Below are 23341 nucleotides of genomic sequence, written 5' to 3' on the forward strand. Positions count from 1 at the left end.
GGGGTCAAGCCCAAGCGCGCCATGCTACCTCACGAAAGTCCGGGACTCCTGTCGCCGTAATTCGTTCACCTACGCAGCGAATAGGAGATGCTCCAGCCGCCCTGCGTCCGCCACAGACTGAGCACAAAGCAGCTCAGTCATGGCTACCACAAATGGCTCTACGGCTATTCGGGATAAAATTTTAGCCTCCCTCGCGCGCTATCGCGCACTTCGGATTGGCAAATTTCCCTGCGCCTTCTGGAGACTATCAGCCCGTCCGGGGCTGACAGCGCTTGAGTTCATCACGTCATTGCTAGAGTTTCCAGATCCTGGTGATAAGCTGAAAGAGTTAGGTGAATTAATAAAGGATGTGTTTCAACTGATGCCATCAGGAAAACATATGACTGGCAGAGATTTAGGGCGCTTAGGGCCAACAGCATCATTAAAGTATTGCTCTGCTGGGTGAAGGTAAGAGTTTGATGGCAATGGGATGGAAAAACTTGAACATCGAGTAAAAGAAAATTCAATTGCGACTCTGGTTGAGTCTATCCCTTTTGACTCCCAGCATGAGATCAATACAGGAGTTGAAGCATACAGTGTGTACGAAAACAAGGGCATCAAATTTAACGTGGTGGATTACCGTGATCCAGAAACCGGAAAACTTCACCGGTTTGTGACAACCTTGCCAATGACTATTAACCCTGGAACCATTGCCATGCTGTATTTCAAGCGATGGACGATTGAAAAGACATTCAATAACACTAAAACTCGATGTTCAAGTTTTTGATATTGAGAAGGTAAAATCAGGTATTCTGAGGTTGTTGTAATTTTATCGGTGTAAGCCCATGTTAATGAATGCCCCAGCCACCTTTATCCAAAGCTATATTGACGATTTAAATGATGCGCTCAATCAGCTAAAACCCGGAGCCGCTTTGACACGGATTCAAGCCGCTTGGTTGGGCACTTGTTTAACGGGCATACTGCTAATGAACTCTGTTTGCTGGGCTAAGTTTGAGCGAGCAAGCCTTGGAGATTGCAAAGTAGCCGCATTATCCTGGGTGTTTCGTAAAGCAAGTATACCCTGGGACTGGTTGCTACGGGTGAGTGTGGTCTTAATTTTAAAACGTTATGGCATTACTGAAGGTGTGTTGGCCTTTGATGAATCAGACCGAGCACGATCTAAGTCTACAAAACGTATTTATAAAGTTTACAAGCAGAAACACAAAGGCTCCGGCGGGTATGTTAATGGACAAACGATAGTATTATTGCTGCTAGTTACCTCATCCATTACAGTGCCTGTCGGTTTTTTCTTTTATATGCCGGATCCAGCCTTAAAGCCGTGGGATAAAGAAGATAAACGGTTGAAAAAGAGCGGTATAGCAAAAAAAGATCGGCCTATTAAGCCTGAACGTGACAGTGCCTACCCGACCAAAACAGAGATTGCATTAGGCTTATTAAAAGAGTTTAAAGTTGCGCATAGCCTGATTAAAATTAAAGGCGTACTGGCTTGATGCGCTGTATGGTGAAAAAGCCTTTATGGACGAAGCCGCTAAAGAATCTGGAGGCTCGCAGGTGATTAGCCAATTACGTAAAAACCAAAATATTGAATATAGAGGTAGAATAAGGTCAGTCGAGAGCTACTTTAATTCGATTAACAAAGGCATTGATCAGATAATACGCGTACGTGGCGGCAAAGAGATTAAAGTGACTGTCAGCAGTGCACGATTAAAGGTGAGTTCTCACAGTAAAAAACGCTTTGTCATTGCCTTAAAATATGACGGTGAAAACGACTATCGCTATTTAGTGGCGACAGACCTGACTTGGCGCACACAAGATATTATTCAAGCCTATACGTTGAGATGGCTGATTGAGGTTTTCTTTGAGGACTGGAAGCTTTATGAAGGATGGGGGCGTGAGGCCAAACAATTAGATGAAGAGGGATCAAGCCGTGGCCTGATTCTGAGTCTTTTGTTTGACCATTGCCTTCTCCTTCACCCAGAGCAAATAGCCCGCATTGAAAGCAAACTACCTGCGTATACCGTAGGAAGCTTACAGCGCAAGTCTCAAATGGATGTACTGCTTGAGTTCATCACGTCATTGCTAGAGTTTCCAGATCCTGGTGATAAGCTGAAAGAGTTAGGTGAATTAATAAAGGATGTGTTTCAACTGATGCCATCAGGAAAACATATGATTGGCAGAGATTTAGGGCGCTTAGGGCCAACAGCATCATTAAAGTATTGTTCTGCTGGGTGAAGGTAAGAGTTTGATGGCAATGGGATGGAAAAACTTGAACATCGAGTAAAAGTAATTTCAAGCTGAAGTTTCCCAATTATTGAGTAGCTGAAATACACAATGCTGGTGTATCGAGGTTTATTTTAGGTGGTTTTGCCATGCTTATAGCAAACCCCTACTTAATTTCCCTTAGGCAATAGCATTTGAAACGAATGAAAAGACTATTCTTTTCATATAGTTGTAGCATGGTTTCAATTTTACCATAAATAATTATTGGGAAACTTCAGATTTCAAGGAAACTAAAGCTTGGTCTTCCAATACCCGCTCACTTGAAAATCAAATGCGCCTGACTGCAATGAGCTATAATTTAATGCGCGTGTTTGAAGAGATTTCAAAAACACAACAGCCAGAATTGATTCATCCGCTGTCAGCCCCGGACGGGCTGATAGTCTCCAGAAGGCGCAGGGAAATTTGCCAATCCGAAGTGCGCGATAGCGCGCGAGGGAGGCTAAAATTTTATCCCGAATAGCCGTAGAGCCATTTGTGGTAGCCATGACTGAGCTGCTTTGTGCTCAGTCTGTGGCGGATGCAGGGCGGCTGGAGCATCTCCTATTCGCTGCGTAGGTGAACGAATTACGGCGACAGGAGTCCCGGAATTTCGTGAGGTAGCATGGCGCGCCTGCATCGGATAAAAAATATAGCGAGGCTCTGGAGATAAGGCAGCAACAGGCCCAAAAACGAGATCGTTTTGTGAATCCATTATTTTTCCAGGCAAGAATATCTCGTATCAGCTCGTATACCATTCGGGCAGTTCAAAACACAATAATAACAGGAATGTCTTTACAGTGCTTTATGAGCTCTCTTGTGGCGAGGTTAGTTTCACGGCCTCAATTGATAGGGGAACACTGATGAACCCGTTAGCAAAAATAGCTTGCCCAGCATCGTTTCTATAATAAGCCGCGCATAAAACGAGTATGTAGGGTATCATAATGAGTAACATTTTAATATCTGGTAGCTTTTTTTATTCTGCCACGCGACACTCATCATACATCGCCACAGGATTCTATAAACCATGTTGACTCAAACACACTAGTACTGCACCGCGTAGCCCTAATAGATAGAGTTATTTGTATACCCCATTGATATTAAATTAAAATTATAACCATTTACGCATCTATCCAATATAGATGCTGCACAAGTAGGAACGCTTAATGACCTCCGAAGTACCATCACTTCCAAAATTTTCCGATTTAAAACTTATTGATCCACTGTTTAAAGCTCTGGATGCGGTAGGCTATGAAACGCCTTCACCGATTCAGGCACTGACAATTCCATTAATTCTGCAAGGCAGGGATGTGCTGGGCCAGGCGCAGACCGGAACCGGTAAGACAGCCGCCTTTGCCTTGCCGTTATTGTCAAATCTAGACCTGCAACAAAAAGACCCTCAAGTATTAGTTTTAGCCCCTACCCGTGAACTGGCGATACAGGTTGCTGAAGCATTTCAAAAATACGCTAAATTTATTAAAGGATTTCATGTCGCGCCCATTTATGGCGGCCAGGATTACTCAGGACAACTGCGCATGCTACGACGCGGTGCACATGTCGTGGTAGGTACACCGGGTCGAGTGATGGATCATATGCGCAAAGGGACTTTAAAGCTGAATAACTTAAAATGCCTGGTTCTGGATGAAGCGGACGAAATGTTACGCATGGGCTTTATCGATGATGTCGAATGGGTCTTAGAGCAATTGCCCGAGCAACGCCAGATTGCCCTGTTTTCAGCTACCATGCCAACCGCGATTCGCCGTATTGCGAATAATTATTTGCGCGCCCCTGAACACGTCACTATTAAAGTCAAAACGACTACCGCTGAAACCATACGCCAGCGATACTGGACTGTCAGTGGCATGCATAAACTTGATGCGCTCACGCGTATCCTGGAAGCTGAAACCTTTGATGGCATGATTATTTTTGTGCGCACTAAAAACTCAACTATCGAACTGGCTGAAAAACTAGCCGCACGCGGTTTTTCTGCTGCTGCGATTAATGGCGATTTAGCACAAAGCCAGCGTGAAAAAACCATCGCTAAATTAAAAAATGGCAAGCTGGATATCCTTATTGCTACCGATGTCGCTGCACGAGGCCTGGATGTGCAACGTATTAGCCACGTGATAAACTATGATATTCCTTACGATACCGAAGCCTATGTACATCGTATAGGCCGTACCGGTCGTGCCGGTAGAACCGGAGATGCGATCTTGTTTGTCGCGCCCCGAGAGAAGCGCATGCTAGGCGCAATAGAGCGTGCGACCAAGCAACGTATCGAACTCATGGAAATGCCTTCGACCGAGATGATTAACGACAAGCGCGTTAACCGGTTTAAGCAGCAAATTACCGACACCCTGGCTAATGAAGAATTAGAATTCTACACTAACATAATTGAGCAATACGAAGCTGAACATGATGTTCCGGCAATTGAAGTTGCAGCTGCCCTGGCGAAACTAGTACAGGGTGACGAACCTTTATTGCTGAAAAAACCTGCAAAAACTAAAGAGCGGGCCGGACGAGAGCGTGACAGGGGCTCAGTCAAGCGTAAAGGCGGCGCAACATTACAGGGTAGTATGCAGCGTTACCGTATAGAAGTAGGTAAAGACCATGGTGCCAAACCGGGTAATATCGTGGGTGCAATTGCTAATGAAGCAGGGTTAAATGGCAAGGAAATCGGCCAGATTGATATGCACGCTGACTTTAGCATCGTAGATTTACCTAAAGGAATGCCGGCCGAGGTTTTTCAAGGCTTGCAAGCTCCCCGTGTAGCCGGACAAAAATTAAATATCTCTCCAGTTAAAGAAGGCGAAGTCCCCAGGCAGAATAAAGATTCACGTAGAAGCGTGGGCAAAGCGGATAAAAAACCACGTAGAAATCCGCGTAGAAGTAAATCTTCTTAACAATTAACAAACTGGCGTAGAGCGGAATTAGTCCGCATGCTTGCTGTATATTTTGTCTAGCGGACTAAAGTCCGCTAGACATGCCACTGCGTACAGTATTTAACATAGAGAAGCTCATGTTTTCCCTGGAAAATATTCCCTCCCAACTGCACGATACTACAAACCTGCATATCCAGCATTTCGCTGATTCACTGCAGCGGCTCTCGCTTGAGTTACCTGAAAACCAGCAAGTCATCAGCACACTACCTAAGATCTTTTGTTGTAGCGAATATGTTGCCCAGACTTGTATGCGTCAACCTAAGTTTCTGCTGGATTTAATTAACAGTGGAGACTTATTTAATGCTGATGTATGTGGTCAGTATAAAAGCCTGCTCGACAGCAACACGATTCAGAATGACGCAGCATTGATGCAACTGCTACGCCAGTTCCGCAATAAGAAAATGCTACGCATCGCTTGGCGTGACTTAGCTGACTGGTCTGAGCTGGATGAAACGCTGTCTGATTTAACTGCATTAGCCGAAAGCTGTATTCAATTTACCCTCGATTTTTTATATCAGCAGGCTTGCAATAGATTTGGTACTCCGGTTTTAACCGACGGCACTGAGCAAGGGCTGGTGGTTTTAGGCATGGGCAAACTGGGTGCCTGGGAACTTAATTATTCGTCAGACATAGATCTTATTTTTGCCTACCAACAAGACGGTGTTTTAGCAGACCGCAAAACAACCAGCTATGGCGAATTTTTTAGCCGTATCTGTCGGCAACTGGTTAAAATTCTGGATGAAATTACTGCTGATGGGTTTGTGTTCAGAACCGATATACGCCTACGCCCGTTTGGTGATAGTGGTCCGGTGATCATGACATTTGATGGGCTGGTTCATTATTACCAAACACAGGCGCGCGAATGGGAACGCTATGCTATGGTCAAAGTTCGCCCCGTCGCAGGCGATAAGCAGGGTGGTAAGCAGTTTATGGCAATGATCAAGCCGTTTGTGTATCGTCGCTACCTGGACTATGGTGCATTTGAAGAGTTACGCACACTGAAACTGCAAATTACTCAGGAATTACAACGTAAAGATAGCCTGGATAATATTAAGCTAGGCCCTGGTGGTATTCGTGAAATCGAGTTTATAGGCCAGGCATTTCAACTTATCCGTGGCGGACAGGATATTGAATTACAAGAGCGTCGTATCCAGCTTATTCTTAGGCTATTAGGCGAAAAGAACTTAATCTCTAGCGAAGAAAGCGCGCAATTACGTAGCGCCTATCGTTTTCTGCGCCGCGTTGAAAACCATATTCAGGAATTTCAGGACAAACAGACGCACAACTTACCCAGCTCTGAACAGGGTAAGGCTATTTTAGCTTTTTCTCTGGGTTATCCTGACTGGCACAGTTTTAAAACTGACCTAGAGCTAGTCCGCGAACAAGTAGAGAATGTATTTGTCGAGGTGTTTTCCATACAGGAATCGGTCGCTCCGCCTACCAGCAGTGAGAAAATCTGGATGGGCAAAGCCGACGAGGAAACCAGTTTAAACCTGTTAGCAGAACTGGGCTATCGTAAGCCGGAGACAATTTTAAATATCCTGCAACAACTTAAAAGCAGTTCGGCTATAAAGCGCTTATCCAGTAAAGGAATGCAGACACTGGACAAGTTAGTGCCACAAATACTTGCTTCCCTTGCGCATACTAACAACGCCCACATCATCTTACAGCGCTTGTGCAGCATATTTAAAACCATGGCCGGGCGAAACGTTTATTTATCCTTATTAGCAGAAAATGAACATGCTCTGCAGCAATTAATTGAACTGACAGCATCCAGCTCATGGATTAGTGAGTATTTATCCAAATATCCGGCATTATTTGATGAGTTACTGGACACACGCTCACTGTATGACCCATTAGACAGGGCCGAATTAGAGCAGCAATTAGTCGAACTACTGGCAAAAATAGCTCAGGCTGATATAGAGCAACTGATGATCGCGCTATGTAAATTCAAGCAGATTAATGTACTTCGTGTCGCTGCTGCCGATATTATGGGCGCTGCGCCGTTAATGGTGGTGAGTGATTATTTAAGCTATATCGCTGACGTTATTTTGCAGCAGACAGTCAATATTGCCTGGGGCTTGTTAGCGGAAAAACATGGTATACCTCTCGGAACCAATAAGGATAATATACGCTTTGGCATCGTAGGGTTTGGCAAGTTGGGTGGCATGGAACTCAGCTATACGTCTGATCTGGATTTAATTTTTATTTACGACTACCCTGATGCCAATGCCTTGACCAATGGTGCTAAGCAAATCAGTAGCGCGCAATTTTATGCTCGCTTAAGCCAGCGTATCCGCAGCCTGCTTAACACGCAATTGTTATCCGGCATGACCTATGAAATAGATATGCGTTTGCGCCCAAATGGTGATTCCGGCTTACTGGCTTCGCCTTTAAATAGCTATGAGAGTTACCTGAACAAAGATGCCTGGACCTGGGAGCACCAGGCGCTGGTTCGCGCACGGTTTGTTACTGGCGACCCAGCAACACAGGAAAAATACACTGCGATTCGGCAGAGAGTTTTATGTTTACCTAGAAATACGGCTGATTTAAAACAGGAAGTACGTGAAATGCGCGAAAAAATGCGCGCATCTCTGGATAAGAGCGACCAGAATATCTTTTACTTAAAACAAGGGACTGGTGGCATTACCGATATAGAGTTTATCGTACAGTACTATGTACTAGCTTACTCGGAAAACCACCCCGAATTAACCCAGTTTACCGATAACGTACGTTTATTAAATACCTTGGCAGGACTGCAGTTACTCAGCCAGGAGTATGTTGATACACTCAGGCAAGCCTATGTTATTTTTCGTGATCGTGGTCATAAAGCAACCTTGCAAGGGAATAAACCCATCATAAATCAAGATGAACTTGTTGACATACGCAAACAGGTTACTGAAATCTGGCAACTAGTCATGAGTTAGCCCGGCCTTCGATTTTAAAGTTATAACTCGATGTTCAAGTTTTTCCATCCCATTGCCATCAAACTCTTACCTTCACCCAGCAGAACAATACTTTAATGATGCTGTTGGCCCTAAGCGCCCTAAATCTCTGCCAGTCATATGTTTTCCTGATGGCATCAGTTGAAACACATCCTTTATTAATTCACCTAACTCTTTCAGCTTATCACCAGGATCTGGAAACTCTAGCAATGACGTGATGAACTCAAGCAGTACATCCATTTGAGACTTGCGCTGTAAGCTTCCTACGGTATACGCAGGTAGTTTGCTTTCAATGCGGGCTATTTGCTCTGGGTGAAGGAGAAGGCAATGGTCAAACAAAAGACTCAGAATCAGGCCACGGCTTGATCCCTCTTCATCTAATTGTTTGGCCTCACGCACCCATCCTTCATAAAGCTTCCAGTCCTCAAAGAAAACCTCAATCAGCCATCTCAACGTATAGGCTTGAATAATATCTTGTGTGCGCCAAGTCAGGTCTATCGCCACTAAATAGCGATAGTCGTTTTCACCGTCATATTTTAAGGCAATGACAAAGAGTTTTTTACTGTGTGAACTCACCTTCAATCGTGCACTGCTGACAGTCACTTTAATCTCTTTGCCGCCACGTACACGTATTATCTGATCAATGCCTTTGTTAATCGAATTAAAGTAGCTCTCGACTGACCTTATTCTACCTCTATATTCAATATTTTGGTTTTTACGTAATTGGCTAATCACCTGCGAGCCTCCAGATTCTTTAGCGGCTTCGTCCATAAAGGCTTTTTCACCATACAGCGCATCAGCCAGTACGCCTTTAATTTTAATCAGGCTATGCGCAACTTTAAACTCTTTTAATAAGCCTAATGCAATCTCTGTTTTGGTCGGGTAGGCACTGTCACGTTCAGGCTTAATAGGCCGATCTTTTTTTGCTATACCGCTCTTTTTCAACCGTTTATCTTCTTTATCCCACTGCTTTAAGGCTGGATCCGGCATATAAAAGAAAAAACCGACAGGCACTGTAATGGATGAGGTAACTAGCAGCAATAATACTATCGTTTGTCCATTAACATACCCGCGGGAGCCTTTGTGTTTCTGCTTGTAAACCTTATAAATACGTTTTGTAGACTTAGATCGTGCTCGGTCTGATTCATCAAAGGCCAACACACCTTCAGTAATGCCATAACGTTTTAAAATTAAGACCACACTCACCCGTAGCAACCAGTCCCAGGGTATACTTGCTTTACGAAACACCCAGGATAATGCGGCTACTTTGCAATCTCCAAGGCATGCTCGCTCAAACTTAGCCCAGCAAACAGAGTTCATTAGCAGTATGCCCCTTAAACAAGTGCCCAACCAAGCGGCTTGAATCCGTGTCAAAGCGGCTCTGGGTTTTAGCTGATTGAGCGCATCATTTAAATCGTCAATATAGCTTTGGATAAAGGTGGCTGGGGCATTCATTAACATGGGCTTACACCGATAAAATTACAACAACTTCAGAATACCTGATTTTACCTTCTCAATATCAAAAACTTGAACATCGAGTTTAAGTCTATATTTGCCGCATCCATCACTTGATAAAACTCGGCTCTGGGTTCTGGACATACATAGCCTGCTGAAACAGCAACGGATTTGATGTCTAATTCGCGACAGGCTATTGCCGTATCAATAGCGTATTCGTGGAAGATAACCGGATCATTATAGGTATAGGCAACACTTAAACAACCGAGTTCGGCCGCTTTCTGGGCAATTTTTTCAGCCCCGGCAATGCTCATTATCGAGTCCATTTCGCGTGACTTACTAATATCCCAGTTTTGGCAGAATTTACAGGCCAGATTACAACCTGCCGTACCAAATGAAAGTACTGAGGAGCCTGGATAAAAATGATTCAGTGGCTTTTTTTCAATCGGGTCAATGGCAAAACCACTAGAGCGTCCATAACTGGTCAGGACAATTTGCTGACCTTGATTTGGGCGCATAAAACACAAGCCTCGCTGTCCCTCATGTAATTTACAAAACCGAGGACACAAGTCACATTGTATGCGCCCATCACCCAGGTCATGCCAGTAGTGGGTTGCGATGACTGTTGTATCATTTTCTTTAGTATGCATAACTCCCCTCCAACATTGTTTATCATAAACTCCTACTTAGGAACTTGTAATTTAACATCAATTAGCCTATATAGTTAAAAAATAAAGAGAATAATTACAGGGAAAAAAATATGAAGCGTATACGTCAACCTGCAGTCGCTGGCTCGTTTTATCCTGATAATCCGGACATTTTAAAAGCCATGATTGCTGACTACCTGCTGAAAGTTTCTCCAGTAGATAAAGCACCACCAGCGATTATCGTACCGCATGCAGGCTATATTTATTCAGGCGCGATCGCTGCATGTGCTTTGCTTATGCCCGTCTGCAACCCCAATGTAGCAGTATCAAGCGGGTACTATTATTAGGTCCGTCTCATACCGTCGCTTTTACCGGGCTGTCACTTTTTCATGCCGAGGCATTCAGAACGCCGTTAGGTGATATTACTTTAGATGCTAAAGCCATGGCCGCGACAGGCGCGCCATGCTACCTCACGAAATTCCGGGACTCCTGTCGCCATAATTCGTCACCTACGCAGCGGATGGGAGATGCCCTGAACGCCCTGCGTCCGCAACGACTACGCACAAAAGCCGCTTCGTCATTACTACCTCACTGGCTGGACGGCTATTCGGAATGCAATTCTTGCTCCTCTCGCGTGCTGCTAGCACACGTCGAATCAGCGAATTGCCCTGTCGCCTATCAGGGACTAAAAATCACCACTTCGCTAAGCTCCGTTTCCATGATTTTCAGCGACGGATAGCGCTAACGTGTCAGCATTAACAAGGCTCGGCATTAAGGTTAGCGAAAGCAAAAAGAATATAGCAATTATCTGTTTCATGAGAATAAGTATAATTGCTAATTTACATTTTTACAACATTTCAGGCGCGCCATGCTACCTCACGAAATTCCGGGACTCCTGTCGCCGTAATTCGTTCACCTACGCAGCGAATAGGAGATGCTCCAGCCGCCCTGCGTCCGCCACAGACTGAGCACAAAGCAGCTCAGTCATGGCTACCACAAATGGCTCTACGGCTATTCGGGATAAAATTTTAGCCTCCCTCGCGCGCTATCGCGCACTTCGGATTGGCAAATTTCCCTGCGCCTTCTGGAGACTATCAGCCCGTCCGGGGCTGACAGCGGTTGCAAAAAAGACACAGCTACCAGCGCGTATATGGCTGTTTGGCTAGCTGGTTATTGTAATAGCGCACATCTTCTGTGACCTCTTTGCCTACCCAGCCAGGCTTCTCAAATGTCTCATTGACATCTGATAGCTCAATTTCTGCAACAATCAAGCCCTGATTTTCACCTGCAAATTCATCAATCTCCCAGGTATGTTGATTAATTACAACAAGGCGTCTAGTTTTTTCTACCAGCGGCTGATGGCACAGGGTATTTAAAAGCTCATGCGCATCTTGCGCCGGTATATCGTACTCATATTCATGACGCTGAGCGCCGATAGTCGCGCTTTTAATATTGATCTTAGCGGTGTCATCACTGACTCTAATCCTGACCGAACTATGCTGGTCACTATTTAAATAGCCCTGGCGATAGTTGATTGATTTTGAGACTAAGGCGCGCCAGTTATCATTTGCGAGTAAAAATTTACGTTCGATTTCTATAGCCATCACTGCTACTCATATCCATTCGGGTTGGCACTTTGCCAGCGCCAGGTGTCTGCAACCATATCATCCAGGTTTTTTTCTGTTTGCCAGTTTAGTTCGCGCAAAGCCAAACCGGGGTCCGCATAATTCTCGGCAATATCTCCTACACGGCGCTCGACAATTTTATAGCTAATAGATTTTCCGGTAATACGCTCAAAGGCAGCGATTATTTCCAGTACACTGTAACCTTTACCAGCCCCGAGATTATAGGCCTTGCAGCCAGTAATTTTGTTTAAGGCCTGCAGTGCATTTAAGTGCCCTTTTGCCAGATCCACAACATGGACATAATCGCGCACCCCGGCTCCATCTAGGGTTGGATAATCATCCCCAAATACAGATAATTGCTCCAGTTTACCCACTGCAACCTGCGAAACATAAGGTACCAGATTATTGGGAATGCCATTAGGATCTTCACCGATCAAGCCGCTAATATGCGCACCGATCGGATTGAAGTAGCGCAATAAGATAATTTTCCAAGGGTCTCTGCTTTTAGACAAAGCATCCGCTACAGGCAGATCCTGTAACATATCTTCGACCATTGCTTTCGATTTGCCATAAGGGTTAGTTGCACCGAACACCGGCAGGTCTTCCGTATATTTGACTGTATTTGGCTCGCCATAAACTGTTGCAGAGGAACTAAATATAATTTTTTTAACGCCAAATTGCTGCATTACTTCGGTTAAAACCAAGGTGCCGTACACATTATTTTGATAATATTTGATCGGCTGCTCACAGGATTCGCCTACCGCTTTAAGCCCCGCGAAATGCATCACTGCATATATTTTATGCTGGCTAAAAATATCCCTTAACGCCTGCTTATCGCAAATATCCGCTTCTACAAAGTTCAACACTTTGCCTGTAATTTTTGCTACCCGTACTAAAGACTCAGGTTTACTATTGGATAAATTATCGATAACCACTACATCATAACCGGCCTGTAGTAGCTCAACACAGGCATGGCTACCAATATAGCCTGCACCGCCTGTAACTAATATTTTTTCCGCACTCATTTAACTAATCCTTGCTTTGCTTACACTTCAGAGTAGGGCGTGACTTTAGCCTGCCACTCATAACCCCAGCATATTTGCAGGCTAAAGCCACGCCCTACACTATTATATTTTTATCTACTGCTCAAGCAAAAAGCTCAGCGTCTTTTAATAATGCCCCTTGCTGATCTTTTCCTGAAAGCAGCGGCTCCCCATCAAAATGCCAGTCTATACCAATAGCAGGGTCATCCCAGGCAATACAACGCTCATATTCCGGTGCATAATAATCGGTGGTTTTATACAGAAAATCAGCACTCTCGCTTAACACCACAAAGCCATGCGCAAATCCTGCTGGCACCCAGAGCTGGCGATGGTTCTCTGCATTTAATTCCACCCCTTCCCACTGACCAAACGTCGGAGACGATTGACGAATATCTACGGCTACATCGTAGACTGAGCCACTGGTAACGCGCACCAATTTTCCCTGTGCTTGCTGAACCTGGTAATGCAGGCCGCGCAAAACTCCTTGTGCAGAACGGCTATGATTATCCTGAACAAATTGCACATCTAAACCAGTTGCCTGGTTAAATGCCTGCTGGTTAAAACTTTCAAAGAAAAAACCTCGGCTGTCGCCAAAGACTTTAGGTTCAAGAATAATAACATCGGGAATATTAGTCTGGATAATTTTCATAACATACAGTTTTAAAGTAATTGCATAGAAGATATGCTGCTCTTCGAGCAGCTAGCCTTTGCCAGGCATAATCCTAAAAAATCAGTTGCTCACGGTTTCTAGTACAAACTATTGATCCCACAGCACTTTCAAAAAATGTCCAATTATCCTATAGGTGAATCTAAGATTTTTTGAAAGCACTGCGAAACCAATATCTTGCACTAGTGTCCGCGCTCAACTGATTTTTCTAGGATAATGCATCAGCTTATTTTTCTAAAAATTCAGTTAACATACGCGATACACCTACCTGCCAAGGTGGTAGCGTTAACGCAAATTTAGCTTGTAGCCTGGCGGTATTCAAGCGGGAATTATTAGGTCGTTTGGCTGGCGTAGGAAATGCGCTGGTTGGCACTGGCTTAATAGCATCAAGTCCCGTTTTTAAAGGATGTCCCATTTTTTGCGCGGTATCGACCACATAGCTCGCATAGCCATGCCATGACGTTTCACCTGCGGCGGCCAAGTGATACAGTCCGCCTAATTCAGGTTGTGAGTATACCGCGCGAATTGCATGGGCAGTTACATCCGCCAGTAAATCAGCCCCGGTGGGCGCGCCAATCTGGTCATTAATCACCGTTAGGCTATCGTGTTCTCCGGCCAGGCGCAGCATTGTTTTAGCAAAATTATTGCCCCGTGCCCCATAAACCCAACTGGTACGAAAAATAAGATGTTTGCAGTGAGACTGTTGTATCGCTTGCTCCCCAGCCAATTTAGTTGCGCCATAAATGCCTAACGGTCCGGTTGCATCGCTTTCCTGCCACGGCTTTGTCCCATCCCCTGCAAAAACATAATCTGTCGAGTAATGCACCAGCCATGCACCCTGAGCCTTTGCCTCTGCAGCCAGCACAGCAACTGCAGAGGCATTAATTGTTTGTGCTAGCTCGATGTCATCTTCGGCTTTATCTACAGCGGTATACGCTGCAGCATTAACAATAATATCAGGCCGAATAGCTCTAATAGAATCTGCCAAACCCGAAAGGTTTGATAAATCGCCACAATAGTTCTTGCTGTTTCTATCTAAAGCGGTCAACTCACCTAGAGGAGCCAGGCTGCGATGAAGCTCCCAGCCCACCTGTCCGTTTTTACCTAGTAAAAGTATTTTCACGGCTTAATCCTGATAGTTTGTTTCCAGCCAGTCTCGATAAGCACCCGATTGCACATTTACGACCCACTGCTGATTATCTAAATACCACTGCACTGTTTTACGTATTCCGGTAACGAAAGTTTCTGCAGGTTTCCAGCCCAATTCATGCTCGATTTTCCGCGCATCAATAGCATAGCGCCGATCATGCCCCAGGCGATCAGTGACAAAGCTAATTTGCTCGGCATAGTTTTGTTTATCTGCGCGCGGGCGTAATTCGTCTAGTAAACTACAAACGGTATACACTATCTCAAGATTAGGCTTTTCATTCCAGCCGCCAACATTATAGGTTTCACCTGTCGTCCCTGCAGACAAAACTCGCCGGATGGCACTGCAATGATCTTTTACATATAGCCAGTCACGTATCTGCTGGCCATCACCATAAACAGGTAAAGGCTTACCAGCCAGTGCATTAACAATGATTAACGGGATCAGCTTTTCGGGGAAATGATACGGCCCATAATTATTGGAACAATTGGTCGTGAGCACCGGCAGGCCATAAGTATGATGGTATGAGCGAACCAGGTGATCACTCGCTGCCTTACTGGCTGAATAAGGACTATTCGGCTCATACCGATGCATTTCAGTAAATGCAGGATCATCCTTTGCCAATGAGCCATAGGCCTCATCTGTAGAGACATGTAGCAAGCGAAAATCAGCTTTATTATCTCCCTCAAGTTTATTCCAGTAGGCACGTATCGTTTCTAGTAAATGGAATGTACCGACAACATTGGTTTGTACAAATGCTTCAGGGCCGTGAATCGACCGGTCTACATGAGATTCGGCAGCAAAATTAATCACTGCGCGCGGGTGATGTTTTTCCAGCAACTCCGCCATTAAGCTAGCATCGCCTATATCGCCCTGTACAAAGATATGCCGCTTATCACTCTCCAATGAAGCCAGGCTTTCGAGGTTTCCTGCATAAGTGAGCTTGTCGATATTCACCACTGACTCATCATTTTCAACCAGCCAATCCAGCACAAAGTTTGCACCTATAAAACCAGCACCGCCTGTTACAAAAATCATTGCTTAAATCCCTTAGTTACTTTTTTGCACTATTATAATGAAACTGAAGTTTCCTGGTTTTTAAAGCATAAGAATATCAACTAATGCTTATTTTTCTGAAATATTAGATATTACTAATATTAATGGCATTCCGCTGATTAAAAGCCTTGAATTCCTTTTAAAAACAACAGGTTAATCGTGAATGAGGCCTAGTTTTACTGTATAATGAAAGTTTATAACACATTGATTATACAAATAAAACGACCTCATTCATGTTCATTTTACGCGATATTTTACTCCCGCTTCAAGATCATTTTTCCAAAACCACTTTAGGCCGCGAACGAGCCTCTCTGTTCGTTTACACGATCCTGTCCATTATCGTTCCTTTTACGTCATCAATGACCTCTAATCTTTGGCGTTGCCTTGATACGTTGTTTGGGTTTGAGATCAAGAATAAGCGCTTTTACACTTTCATGGCTTCTTCAACTTTGCCGTGGGCTGGGCTGTGGAAAACTATCTGGGAGCTGATTCCGTCTCCTGAAACAGATGGGCGCATATTGGTTGCACTGGATGACTCCATTATCGCTAAAGTAGGCAAAAATATCTTCGGCTGTGAAGCCATTTTTGACCACGCGGCCAAATCGAATCAAAGCAAATATCCATGGGCACAAAATATTGTATCGGTAAGGTTGCTGAAACAGGTCAAAGGTCGCTGGGCGTACTTATTTTTAGATTTCCGATTTTATCTCCCCTTAAAAACAATTCAGGCAAAAAAAGAAACCGCCACGATAAGAGGTGATGTCGTTCCTTTCCAGACCAAGATGGCTCAGGCGGCTCAAATGCTGATTGCAATTGCAGAACATTTTTCCACCGCTCCGATATTGACAGTCACTGATAGCTGGTTTGGCAACAATGGCCTATGGAAGCCTGTTTACAAAGCTACAGGCGCGCCATGCTACCTCACGAAATTCCGGGACTCCTGTCGCCATAATTCGTTCACCTACGCAGCGGATGGGAGATGCCCTGAACGCCCTGCGTCCGCAACGACTACGCACAAAAGCCGCTTCGTCATTACTACCTCACTGGCTGGACGGCTATTCGGAATGCAATTCTTGCTCCTCTCGCGTGCTGCTAGCACACGTCGAATCAGCGAATTGCCCTGTCGCCTATCAGGGACTAAAAATCACCACTTCGCTAAGCTACGTTTCCATGATTTTCAGCGAAGGCCCGATCGTATACCGTGAATCTCTATGGAAAACAGCGTGAAGTCAGGGCTTATAGTCGCGTTGTCATGCTGAAAACATTGAAACGACCCGTTCAGGTTGTCTGGGTGTTTCGTCGCACACAGTGGATTGCTTTGTTTACGACCGATCTAAGTTTATCCGTCACACAGATTATTGAGTATTATGGTGCGCGATGGAAAATAGAATCCGGGTTCAAAGCGCTCAAGCAAGACATAGGGAGTCAGAAAAGTCAGTGTCGAAATGCGCAGGCAGTGACCAACCATTTGAACTTCTGTATGATGGCAACAACGCTGACGTGGATTTACGCGGATCGTTTAAAAACCGATCCGGAACGTCGGCACAAAGTGAAGGGGCGAGCCAGTTTCGCATTTTCAGATATCCGCCGCATCATTGCCGAAGCGGCTTTGGATCCGGATTTTGAAAGGGTTTGCCCCAAATACAGCAGCTCCCCTGTAAATTCGGTGGTAGCCGTTTTATTGCGAATGGTTGCTTGATGAATTTCTAAGAAACTTCAGTAATGAAACTTTATTAAGCAAATTGAATTTTATTGATTATCTACCTATTCAATGCCAATATAGTCTTTGCTTTGTCACCGCTATAATTATTACAACATAGTCATATAACCACCTACAACTTACCGAGGCATTAAGTGCTCAATAGTAACTTTGCATTTAGATCACGCTTAACCATTGCTAGCCATGATGCTTTTATGGTCGCATGTGCCTGGCTACTTGCTTTCTGGCTTCGCTTTGATTTAGAACTTATTCCTAGCGACTACCTTAATAATGCCTTGGCCTATTTACCCTATGTTATTATCAGCCAGTCCGTTATTTTCTGGTATTTCGGCCTATATATGGGGGTCTGGCGTTTTTCCTCCTTACCTGATTTAATCAGGATCTTTAAGGCAGTTTTTTTCGGTGTATTCTTTCTTGCCGGTAGCCTGTTCGTTTATAACCGCATGGAATTTATGCCGCGCTCGGTATTACCACTATATACCAGCTTTTTGTTGCTGTTTCTTAGCATTCCACGGCTATTCTACCGCTACTACAAGGACTGGGTAAAACATGAATCTGCTGCCCAGCGCGCTCTGATTATCGGTGCAGGTGCTGCTGGAGAGATGCTGGCCAGAGATTTATTGCAGGATGAAGTCTCTTTATTACCCATCGCTTTTGTGGACGATGATAAGCGCAAAAAAGGCCGTTCAATACGTGGTCTGCAAGTTCTTTTTGATACCAGCAGAATTGTAGAATATACCACTAGATTGAATGCCGATATTATTCTAATTGCGATTCCATCAGCTTCTGACCTGGAAATGAGACGTATGGTGGAGTCGTGTGAGCGCGCCCAAACCCCATTTAAAACCCTGCCTTCAGTTAAAGAGCTACTCTCTAATACTATCTCCAGGGGCAATCTGCGCGACGTTGCTATTGATGATATTCTAGGTCGTGAGCCAGTCAACCTGAACTGGAAACAGATTAAATCCAGTCTCTCGGGCAAGAGAATTCTAATTACTGGCGGAGGTGGCTCTATCGGCTCTGAATTGTGTCGTCAACTTGCCGGAGTGGCACCTGCAGCGCTAATTATTTACGAGCACTCTGAATTTAATTTATATCAAATTCACTCAAATTTGCGGAGAAGCTTTCCTGACTTAAAGCTCAGTGCTGTATTAGGTGATGTGGTTGACCGTACTGCTGTAGAGGAGCTAATTCGCAATGAAAAGCCGGACGTTATCTTTCATGCGGCGGCTTATAAACATGTGCCATTATTAGAAGAGCAGGTACTGGCTGCAGTGACCAATAATTTAATCGGTACAAAAAATGTCGCGGAAGTTGCCCTGGCTAAAAATATTGAGCGCTTTGTTTTAATCTCTACCGATAAGGCGGTTAATCCCAGCAATATCATGGGTGCAACCAAGCGAGCCGCCGAAATTTTATGCCAGAACTTGAATACACTGGCAGAAAACACATCTTTTATCACCGTACGCTTTGGCAATGTACTGGATTCAGCCGGTAGTGTCGTGCCTTTATTTAGAGAGCAAATTAAAGCGGGCGGGCCTGTTACCGTGACTCACCCTGATGTCACCCGTTTCTTTATGACGATACCCGAGGCCTGCCGGCTGATTATGAATGCCGAAGCTGTCGGCGCAGGTGGCGAAATCTATGTACTGGATATGGGCAAGGCAATAAAGATCAGTTACCTGGCAGAGGAAATGATACAGCTAAGCGGCTTAAGTGTCGGCTCAGATATTAAAATAGAATATATCGGCCTACGCGCAGGTGAGAAATTACATGAAGAATTATTTCACGAGCAGGAGCAATTACTCGGCACCGGCTTTGAAAAGCTGTTTTTAGCAAAAGCCAGGCGCTATGAGCAGGATGTCTGGGAGCAGCAAATGGCAAATTTATTAGCCGCCTGCAAAACCCGCAACGATGCAGAAATTCAGGCACAGTTAAAGCAATTAGTACCTGAGTTTCATAATGCAGATGAATAAACGCCAGCTTAAATTGGACACAGCATAAAGATGATCCAACATTCCTGCTGCGTATATCTAGGCAATGAGCTAGCGGCGTATGGTTTTGGCAATGACCATCCTTTCGGTCCTATGCGACATCATGTCTTTGAGCAGGAATTCTACCGGCAATCGCTACAAGAAAAAGTTGATATACTGCCCCCACAGACAATAGGTCAAAAAGTGCTGGAATTATTTCACACCCATGCTTATGTCGAACAGGTAAAGCAGCAATCAATACTGGGTACAGGATACCCAGATCAGGGTGACACGCCCGCATTTACTGGTATGTATGAAGCCGCTTCATTCGTCGCCGGTACAGTTTGTGCTGCAGTAGATCGCATTATGCGCAATGAATACCAGCGCGCGTTTATTCCGATTGCGGGCTTGCATCATGCGCGCCGAAATATCGCAGCAGGATTTTGTGTGTTTAACGACTGTGGTATCGCCATAGAATATCTACGTCAGCAATATAAAATTCAGCGTATTGCTTATACTCGATGTTCAAGTTTTTCCATCCCATTGCCATCAAACTCTTACCTTCACCCAGCAGAACAATACTTTAATGATGCTGTTGGCCCTAAGCGCCCTAAATCTCTGCCAATCATATGTTTTCCTGATGGCATCAGTTGAAACACATCCTTTATTAATTCACCTAACTCTTTCAGCTTATCACCAGGATCTGGAAACTCTAGCAATGACGTGATGAACTCAAGCAGTACATCCATTTGAGACTTGCGCTGTAAGCTTCCTACGGTATACGCAGGTAGTTTGCTTTCAATGCGGGCTATTTGCTCTGGGTGAAGGAGAAGGCAATGGTCAAACAAAAGACTCAGAATCAGGCCACGGCTTGATCCCTCTTCATCCGCTGAAAATCACATCAGTGTTCCCCTATCAATTGAGACCGTGAAACTAACCTCGCCACAAGAGAGCTCATAAAGCACTGTAAAGACATTCCTGTTATTATTGCGTTTTGAACTGCCCGAATGGTATACGAGCTGATACGAGATATTCTTGCCTGGAAAAATAATGGATTCACAAAACGATCTCGTTTTTGGGCCTGTTGCTGCCTTATCTCCAGAGCCTCGCTATATTTTTTATCCGATGGATGAATCAATTCTGGCTGTTGTGTTTTTGAAATCTTTTCAAACACGCGCATTAAATTATAGCTCATTGCAGTCAGGCGCATTTGATTTTCAAGTGAGCGGGTATTGGAAGACCAAGCTTTAGTTTCCTTGAAATTACTTTTAGTGTTATTGAATGTCTTTTCAATCGTCCATCGCTTGAAATACAGCATGGCAATGGTTCCAGGGTTAATAGTCATTGGCAAGGTTGTCACAAACCGGTGAAGTTTTCCGGTTTCTGGATCACGGTAATCCACCACGTTAAATTTGATGCCCTTGTTTTCGTACACACTGTATGCTTCAACCCCTGTATTGATCTCATGGCGGGAGTCAAAAGGGATAGACTCAACCAGAGTCGCAATTGAATTTTCTTTTAGCATTGAAATCATGTAATTAGCATGTCGTTTCTGCCGATCCCACCAGACAAAGTCGGTGACGGCTTTATCGTAGACATAGAGATGTTTCTGAGAGCTGTTATTTCCCTTGTTTTGCTTTTCAATATGATCTCGTAACACAGGTATTTCTTGATGCCTCTGAGTTCCGTTTGTCACCAGACAAAGAAATCTGAGCAACCCACTTCTGAGATTCAACGCGTAAATCCCCCCGGCCGCATAAACTTTCCCCTTGCTGTTTTTTTCAGTATGGCAGGCATGATCAATAAAATGTCCATCCGCTGCTTCTATGGTGTATTCGTCAAGTTCCGGGAATGCTTTAAGATAATCAATGTCTTGCGATAGCAGTGCTTCAGAGTGAAGATGGTAGCTCTGCTGTTCAAATGCCTCAAGCATACTTGTTCGTCTATGCGACTTCAGTGATTTAAAATACGTTGAGTGAGGAAGCAGCTGGCCATAAATCTGTTCATTGGTTTGGAGGAAATGGCGACCACTATCGACTACACTGATACAGCGTAATAACCCAAGGCGAATAAAGTCGATATCCTTCAACTCTGGGCATGAACGAGCCCACAAAGGATGACGCTCTGCTAACAGGGCACGTTCCATACTTTCATTGCAGTGTTGGTGAATATGTTCAGAGAGTGGTAGGTCTTTAAGCATGGGTGATATCCGTTTATGAGGTGATTAAAACGGAAATTTTTAGAAAAATTTTCTCGGCAATTGCAAGCTTTATTTGAAATTATTTGTTGTTCTTTTACGGTGCCTACAGAGTGTCTATTTGCTGTTATAAGTGATTAAAATCAAAAATATGGAAATATTCGAGTGGTGCTACCTTCAGGTAGGTTATAGGCTGCTTTGTTTAGGTACTTCTTCTTTCAATGGGAACACTGATGGAAAATCATGGAAACGGAGCTTAGCGAAGTGGTGATTTTTAGTCCCTGATAGGCGACAGGGAAATTCGCTGATTCGACGTGTGCTAGCAGCACGCGAGAGGAGCAAGAATTGCATTCCGAATAGCCGTCCAGCCAGTGAGGTAGTAATGACGAAGCGGCTTTTGTGCGTAGTCGTTGCGGACGCAGGGCGTTCAGGGCATCTCCCATCCGCTGCGTAGGTGAACGAATTATGGCGACAGGAGTCCCGGAATTTCGTGAGGTAGCATGGCGCGCCTGTAATTGTTTGGCCTCACGCCCCCATCCTTCATAAAGCTTCCAGTCCTCAAAGAAAACCTCAATCAGCCATCTCAACGTATAGGCTTGAATAATATCTTGTGTGCGCCAAGTCAGGTCTGTCGCCACTAAATAGCGATAGTCGTTTTCACCGTCATATTTTAAGGCAATGACAAAGCGTTTTTTACTGTGAGAACTCACCTTTAATCGTGCACTGCTGACAGTCACTTTAATCTCTTTTCCGCCACGTACACGTATTATCTGATCAATGCCTTTGTTAATCGAATTAAAGTAGCTCTCGACTGACCTTATTCTACCTCTATATTCAATATTTTGGTTTTTACGTAATTGGCTAATCACCTGCGAGCCTCCAGATTCTTTAGCGGCTTCGTCCATAAAGGCTTCTCACCATACAGCGCATCAGCCAGTACGCCTTTAATTTTAATCAGGCTATGCGCAACTTTAAACTCTTTTAATAAGCCTAATGCAATCTCTGTTTTGGTCGGGTAGGCACTGTCACGTTCAGGCTTAATAGGCCGATCTTTTTTTGCTATACCGCTCTTTTTCAACCGTTTATCTTCTTTATCCCACTGCTTTAAGGCTGGATCCGGCATATAAAAGAAAAAACCGACAGGCACTGTAATGGATGAGGTAACTAACAGCAATAATACTATCGTTTGTCCATTAACATACCCGCCGGAGCCTTTGTGTTTCTGCTTGTAAACCTTATAAATACGTTTTGTAGACTTAGATCGTGTTCGGTCTGATTCATCAAAGGCCAACACACCTTCAGTAATGCCATAACGTTTTAAAATTAAGACCACACTCACCCGTAGCAACCAGTCCCAGGGTATACTTGCTTTAAGAAACACCCAGGATAATGCGGCTACTTTGCAATCTCCAAGGCTTGCTCGCTCAAACTTAGCCCAGCAAATAGAGTTCATTAGCAGTATGCCCGTTAAACAAGTGCCCAAACAAGCGGCTTGAATCCGTGTCAAAGCGGCTCCGGGTTTTAGCTGATTGAGCGCATCATTTAAATCGTCAATATAGCTTTGGATAAAGGTGGCTGGGGCATTCATTAACATGGGCTTACACCGATAAAATTACAACAACCTCAGAATACCTGATTTTACCTTCTCAATATCAAAAACTTGAACAT

General features: G+C 44.4%; 25 protein-coding genes and 3 pseudogenes. 15 read left to right on the top strand and 13 right to left on the bottom strand.

Translation table 11 applies throughout. The features are described from left to right. Positions 1–4 precede the first annotated feature (4 nt). The gene (locus tag K6984_RS33505; RefSeq protein ID WP_263458754.1) at positions 5–127 is read right to left on the bottom strand and encodes a hypothetical protein; all 123 of its coding nucleotides are present in this window, start codon (positions 125–127) and stop codon (positions 5–7) included. 12 nt (positions 128–139) lie between these two features. On the opposite strand from K6984_RS33505, the gene K6984_RS13715 reads away from it, so the two are divergent. Genes K6984_RS13715 through K6984_RS31020 form a run of 4 tightly spaced genes read left to right on the top strand, consistent with a single transcriptional unit; the run spans position 140 to position 2232 of the window. Beyond that, on the top strand, positions 140–445 hold the full coding sequence (locus tag K6984_RS13715) for a hypothetical protein (protein ID WP_221896048.1): 306 nt from the start codon (positions 140–142) through the stop codon (positions 443–445). Between the two features lie 24 nt (positions 446–469). Next, a complete protein-coding gene (locus tag K6984_RS13720) occupies positions 470–766 on the top strand; it encodes a hypothetical protein (protein WP_221896049.1) in 297 nt (98 codons plus the stop codon). Positions 767–824: 58 nt separating this feature from the next. Next, on the top strand, positions 825–1490 hold the full coding sequence (locus K6984_RS31015; protein ID WP_230988076.1) for a transposase: 666 nt from the start codon (positions 825–827) through the stop codon (positions 1488–1490). A 25-nt stretch (positions 1491–1515) separates the two neighbouring features. Beyond that, positions 1516–2232: a hypothetical protein gene (locus tag K6984_RS31020; protein WP_230988077.1), complete on the top strand. Its 717-nt coding sequence runs from the start codon at positions 1516–1518 to the stop codon at positions 2230–2232. A 278-nt stretch (positions 2233–2510) separates the two neighbouring features. Here K6984_RS31020 and K6984_RS13730 read toward each other — a convergent pair whose 3' ends face one another. Beyond that, on the bottom strand, positions 2511–2765 hold the full coding sequence (locus tag K6984_RS13730) for a hypothetical protein (protein ID WP_221896050.1): 255 nt from the start codon (positions 2763–2765) through the stop codon (positions 2511–2513). 12 nt (positions 2766–2777) lie between these two features. Here K6984_RS13730 and K6984_RS33510 point away from each other — a divergent pair, with 12 nt between their 5' ends. The 4 genes from K6984_RS33510 to glnE all read left to right on the top strand — a co-directional run bounded on the left by K6984_RS33510 (position 2778) and on the right by glnE (position 8125). Further along, complete coding sequence (locus K6984_RS33510; RefSeq protein WP_263458755.1) at positions 2778–2903, top strand: hypothetical protein; 126 nt, start codon at positions 2778–2780, stop codon at positions 2901–2903. Positions 2904–2961: 58 nt separating this feature from the next. Beyond that, positions 2962–3120, top strand: coding sequence for a hypothetical protein (locus tag K6984_RS13735; protein WP_221896051.1), 159 nt, complete (start codon positions 2962–2964; stop codon positions 3118–3120). 302 nt (positions 3121–3422) lie between these two features. Beyond that, complete coding sequence (locus tag K6984_RS13740; protein WP_221896052.1) at positions 3423–5159, top strand: DEAD/DEAH box helicase; 1737 nt, start codon at positions 3423–3425, stop codon at positions 5157–5159. A gap of 80 nt (positions 5160–5239) precedes the next feature. Continuing rightward, positions 5240–8125 (top strand): bifunctional [glutamate--ammonia ligase]-adenylyl-L-tyrosine phosphorylase/[glutamate--ammonia-ligase] adenylyltransferase, encoded by a 2886-nt coding sequence (gene glnE / locus K6984_RS13745; protein WP_230988078.1) that lies wholly within the window; start codon positions 5240–5242, stop codon positions 8123–8125. A gap of 72 nt (positions 8126–8197) precedes the next feature. On the opposite strand, the gene K6984_RS13750 is transcribed toward glnE, so the two are convergent. Both K6984_RS13750 and amrS read right to left on the bottom strand, forming a co-directional pair. Further along, complete coding sequence (locus K6984_RS13750) at positions 8198–9604, bottom strand: transposase (RefSeq protein ID WP_221896053.1); 1407 nt, start codon at positions 9602–9604, stop codon at positions 8198–8200. Positions 9605–9678: 74 nt separating this feature from the next. Further along, positions 9679–10248: pseudogene (amrS, locus tag K6984_RS13755) on the bottom strand (AmmeMemoRadiSam system radical SAM enzyme); the annotation flags it as partial. Positions 10249–10358: 110 nt separating this feature from the next. Between amrS and amrB (K6984_RS13760) the strand changes: the two are divergent. The 4 genes and pseudogenes from amrB (K6984_RS13760) to K6984_RS13770 all read left to right on the top strand — a co-directional run bounded on the left by amrB (K6984_RS13760) (position 10359) and on the right by K6984_RS13770 (position 11411). After that, entirely contained in the window at positions 10359–10592 is a 234-nt protein-coding gene (gene amrB, locus K6984_RS13760) for an AmmeMemoRadiSam system protein B (RefSeq protein WP_221896054.1), read from the top strand. Further along, positions 10529–10666 (top strand): annotated as a pseudogene (amrB, locus tag K6984_RS36220) (AmmeMemoRadiSam system protein B); the annotation flags it as partial. The gene amrB (K6984_RS13760) and the pseudogene amrB (K6984_RS36220), both read left to right, overlap by 64 nt. A 99-nt stretch (positions 10667–10765) precedes the next feature. Further along, complete coding sequence (locus tag K6984_RS31025) at positions 10766–10984, top strand: hypothetical protein (RefSeq protein WP_230988079.1); 219 nt, start codon at positions 10766–10768, stop codon at positions 10982–10984. A gap of 247 nt (positions 10985–11231) precedes the next feature. Then, positions 11232–11411, top strand: coding sequence for a hypothetical protein (locus K6984_RS13770; RefSeq protein ID WP_221896056.1), 180 nt, complete (start codon positions 11232–11234; stop codon positions 11409–11411). Here K6984_RS13770 and K6984_RS13775 read toward each other — a convergent pair. The 5 genes from K6984_RS13775 to rfbB all read right to left on the bottom strand — a co-directional run bounded on the left by K6984_RS13775 (position 11382) and on the right by rfbB (position 15765). Then, positions 11382–11849, bottom strand: coding sequence for a CYTH domain-containing protein (locus tag K6984_RS13775; protein ID WP_221896057.1), 468 nt, complete (start codon positions 11847–11849; stop codon positions 11382–11384). The genes K6984_RS13770 and K6984_RS13775 overlap by 30 nt on opposite strands. Before the next feature lie 5 nt (positions 11850–11854). Further along, on the bottom strand, positions 11855–12895 hold the full coding sequence (gene galE, locus K6984_RS13780; RefSeq protein WP_221896058.1) for a UDP-glucose 4-epimerase GalE: 1041 nt from the start codon (positions 12893–12895) through the stop codon (positions 11855–11857). A gap of 121 nt (positions 12896–13016) precedes the next feature. Further along, positions 13017–13562 (bottom strand): dTDP-4-dehydrorhamnose 3,5-epimerase, encoded by a 546-nt coding sequence (gene rfbC, locus K6984_RS13785; RefSeq protein WP_221896059.1) that lies wholly within the window; start codon positions 13560–13562, stop codon positions 13017–13019. Positions 13563–13806: 244 nt separating this feature from the next. Beyond that, the gene (gene rfbD / locus K6984_RS13790) at positions 13807–14703 is read right to left on the bottom strand and encodes a dTDP-4-dehydrorhamnose reductase (RefSeq protein WP_221896060.1); all 897 of its coding nucleotides are present in this window, start codon (positions 14701–14703) and stop codon (positions 13807–13809) included. Positions 14704–14706: 3 nt separating this feature from the next. After that, the gene (gene rfbB, locus K6984_RS13795) at positions 14707–15765 is read right to left on the bottom strand and encodes a dTDP-glucose 4,6-dehydratase (protein ID WP_221896061.1); all 1059 of its coding nucleotides are present in this window, start codon (positions 15763–15765) and stop codon (positions 14707–14709) included. 251 nt (positions 15766–16016) lie between these two features. Here rfbB and K6984_RS36930 point away from each other — a divergent pair. From K6984_RS36930 to K6984_RS36225, 3 genes and pseudogenes are all read left to right on the top strand, one after another. After that, positions 16017–17482 (top strand): annotated as a pseudogene (locus tag K6984_RS36930) (transposase). Positions 17483–17637: 155 nt separating this feature from the next. Next, a complete protein-coding gene (locus tag K6984_RS13810) occupies positions 17638–19479 on the top strand; it encodes a polysaccharide biosynthesis protein (protein WP_230988082.1) in 1842 nt (613 codons plus the stop codon). Between the two features lie 30 nt (positions 19480–19509). Next, positions 19510–20130 (top strand): arginase family protein, encoded by a 621-nt coding sequence (locus tag K6984_RS36225; protein ID WP_420831669.1) that lies wholly within the window; start codon positions 19510–19512, stop codon positions 20128–20130. Here the strand turns inward: K6984_RS36225 and K6984_RS13820 are convergent. The 4 genes from K6984_RS13820 to K6984_RS13835 all read right to left on the bottom strand — a co-directional run bounded on the left by K6984_RS13820 (position 20040) and on the right by K6984_RS13835 (position 23267). Then, positions 20040–20324 carry a hypothetical protein gene (locus tag K6984_RS13820; RefSeq protein WP_221894916.1) on the bottom strand — a complete coding sequence of 95 codons (285 nt, stop codon included), beginning with the start codon at positions 20322–20324 and terminating at the stop codon, positions 20040–20042. The two genes, K6984_RS36225 and K6984_RS13820, sit on opposite strands and share 91 nt — an antisense overlap. Positions 20325–20377: 53 nt before the next feature. Further along, positions 20378–21676 (bottom strand): transposase, encoded by a 1299-nt coding sequence (locus tag K6984_RS13825; protein WP_221896063.1) that lies wholly within the window; start codon positions 21674–21676, stop codon positions 20378–20380. Positions 21677–21891: 215 nt separating this feature from the next. Then, the gene (locus K6984_RS13830; protein ID WP_221896064.1) at positions 21892–22578 is read right to left on the bottom strand and encodes a hypothetical protein; all 687 of its coding nucleotides are present in this window, start codon (positions 22576–22578) and stop codon (positions 21892–21894) included. Continuing rightward, entirely contained in the window at positions 22539–23267 is a 729-nt protein-coding gene (locus K6984_RS13835; RefSeq protein ID WP_221896065.1) for a transposase, read from the bottom strand. The genes K6984_RS13830 and K6984_RS13835 overlap by 40 nt, the downstream gene beginning before the upstream one ends. Positions 23268–23341 lie beyond the last annotated feature (74 nt).

Origin of the sequence: Bathymodiolus japonicus methanotrophic gill symbiont, assembly GCF_019721995.1 — a bacterium.
Taxonomy (GTDB): domain Bacteria; phylum Pseudomonadota; class Gammaproteobacteria; order Methylococcales; family Methylomonadaceae; genus Methyloprofundus.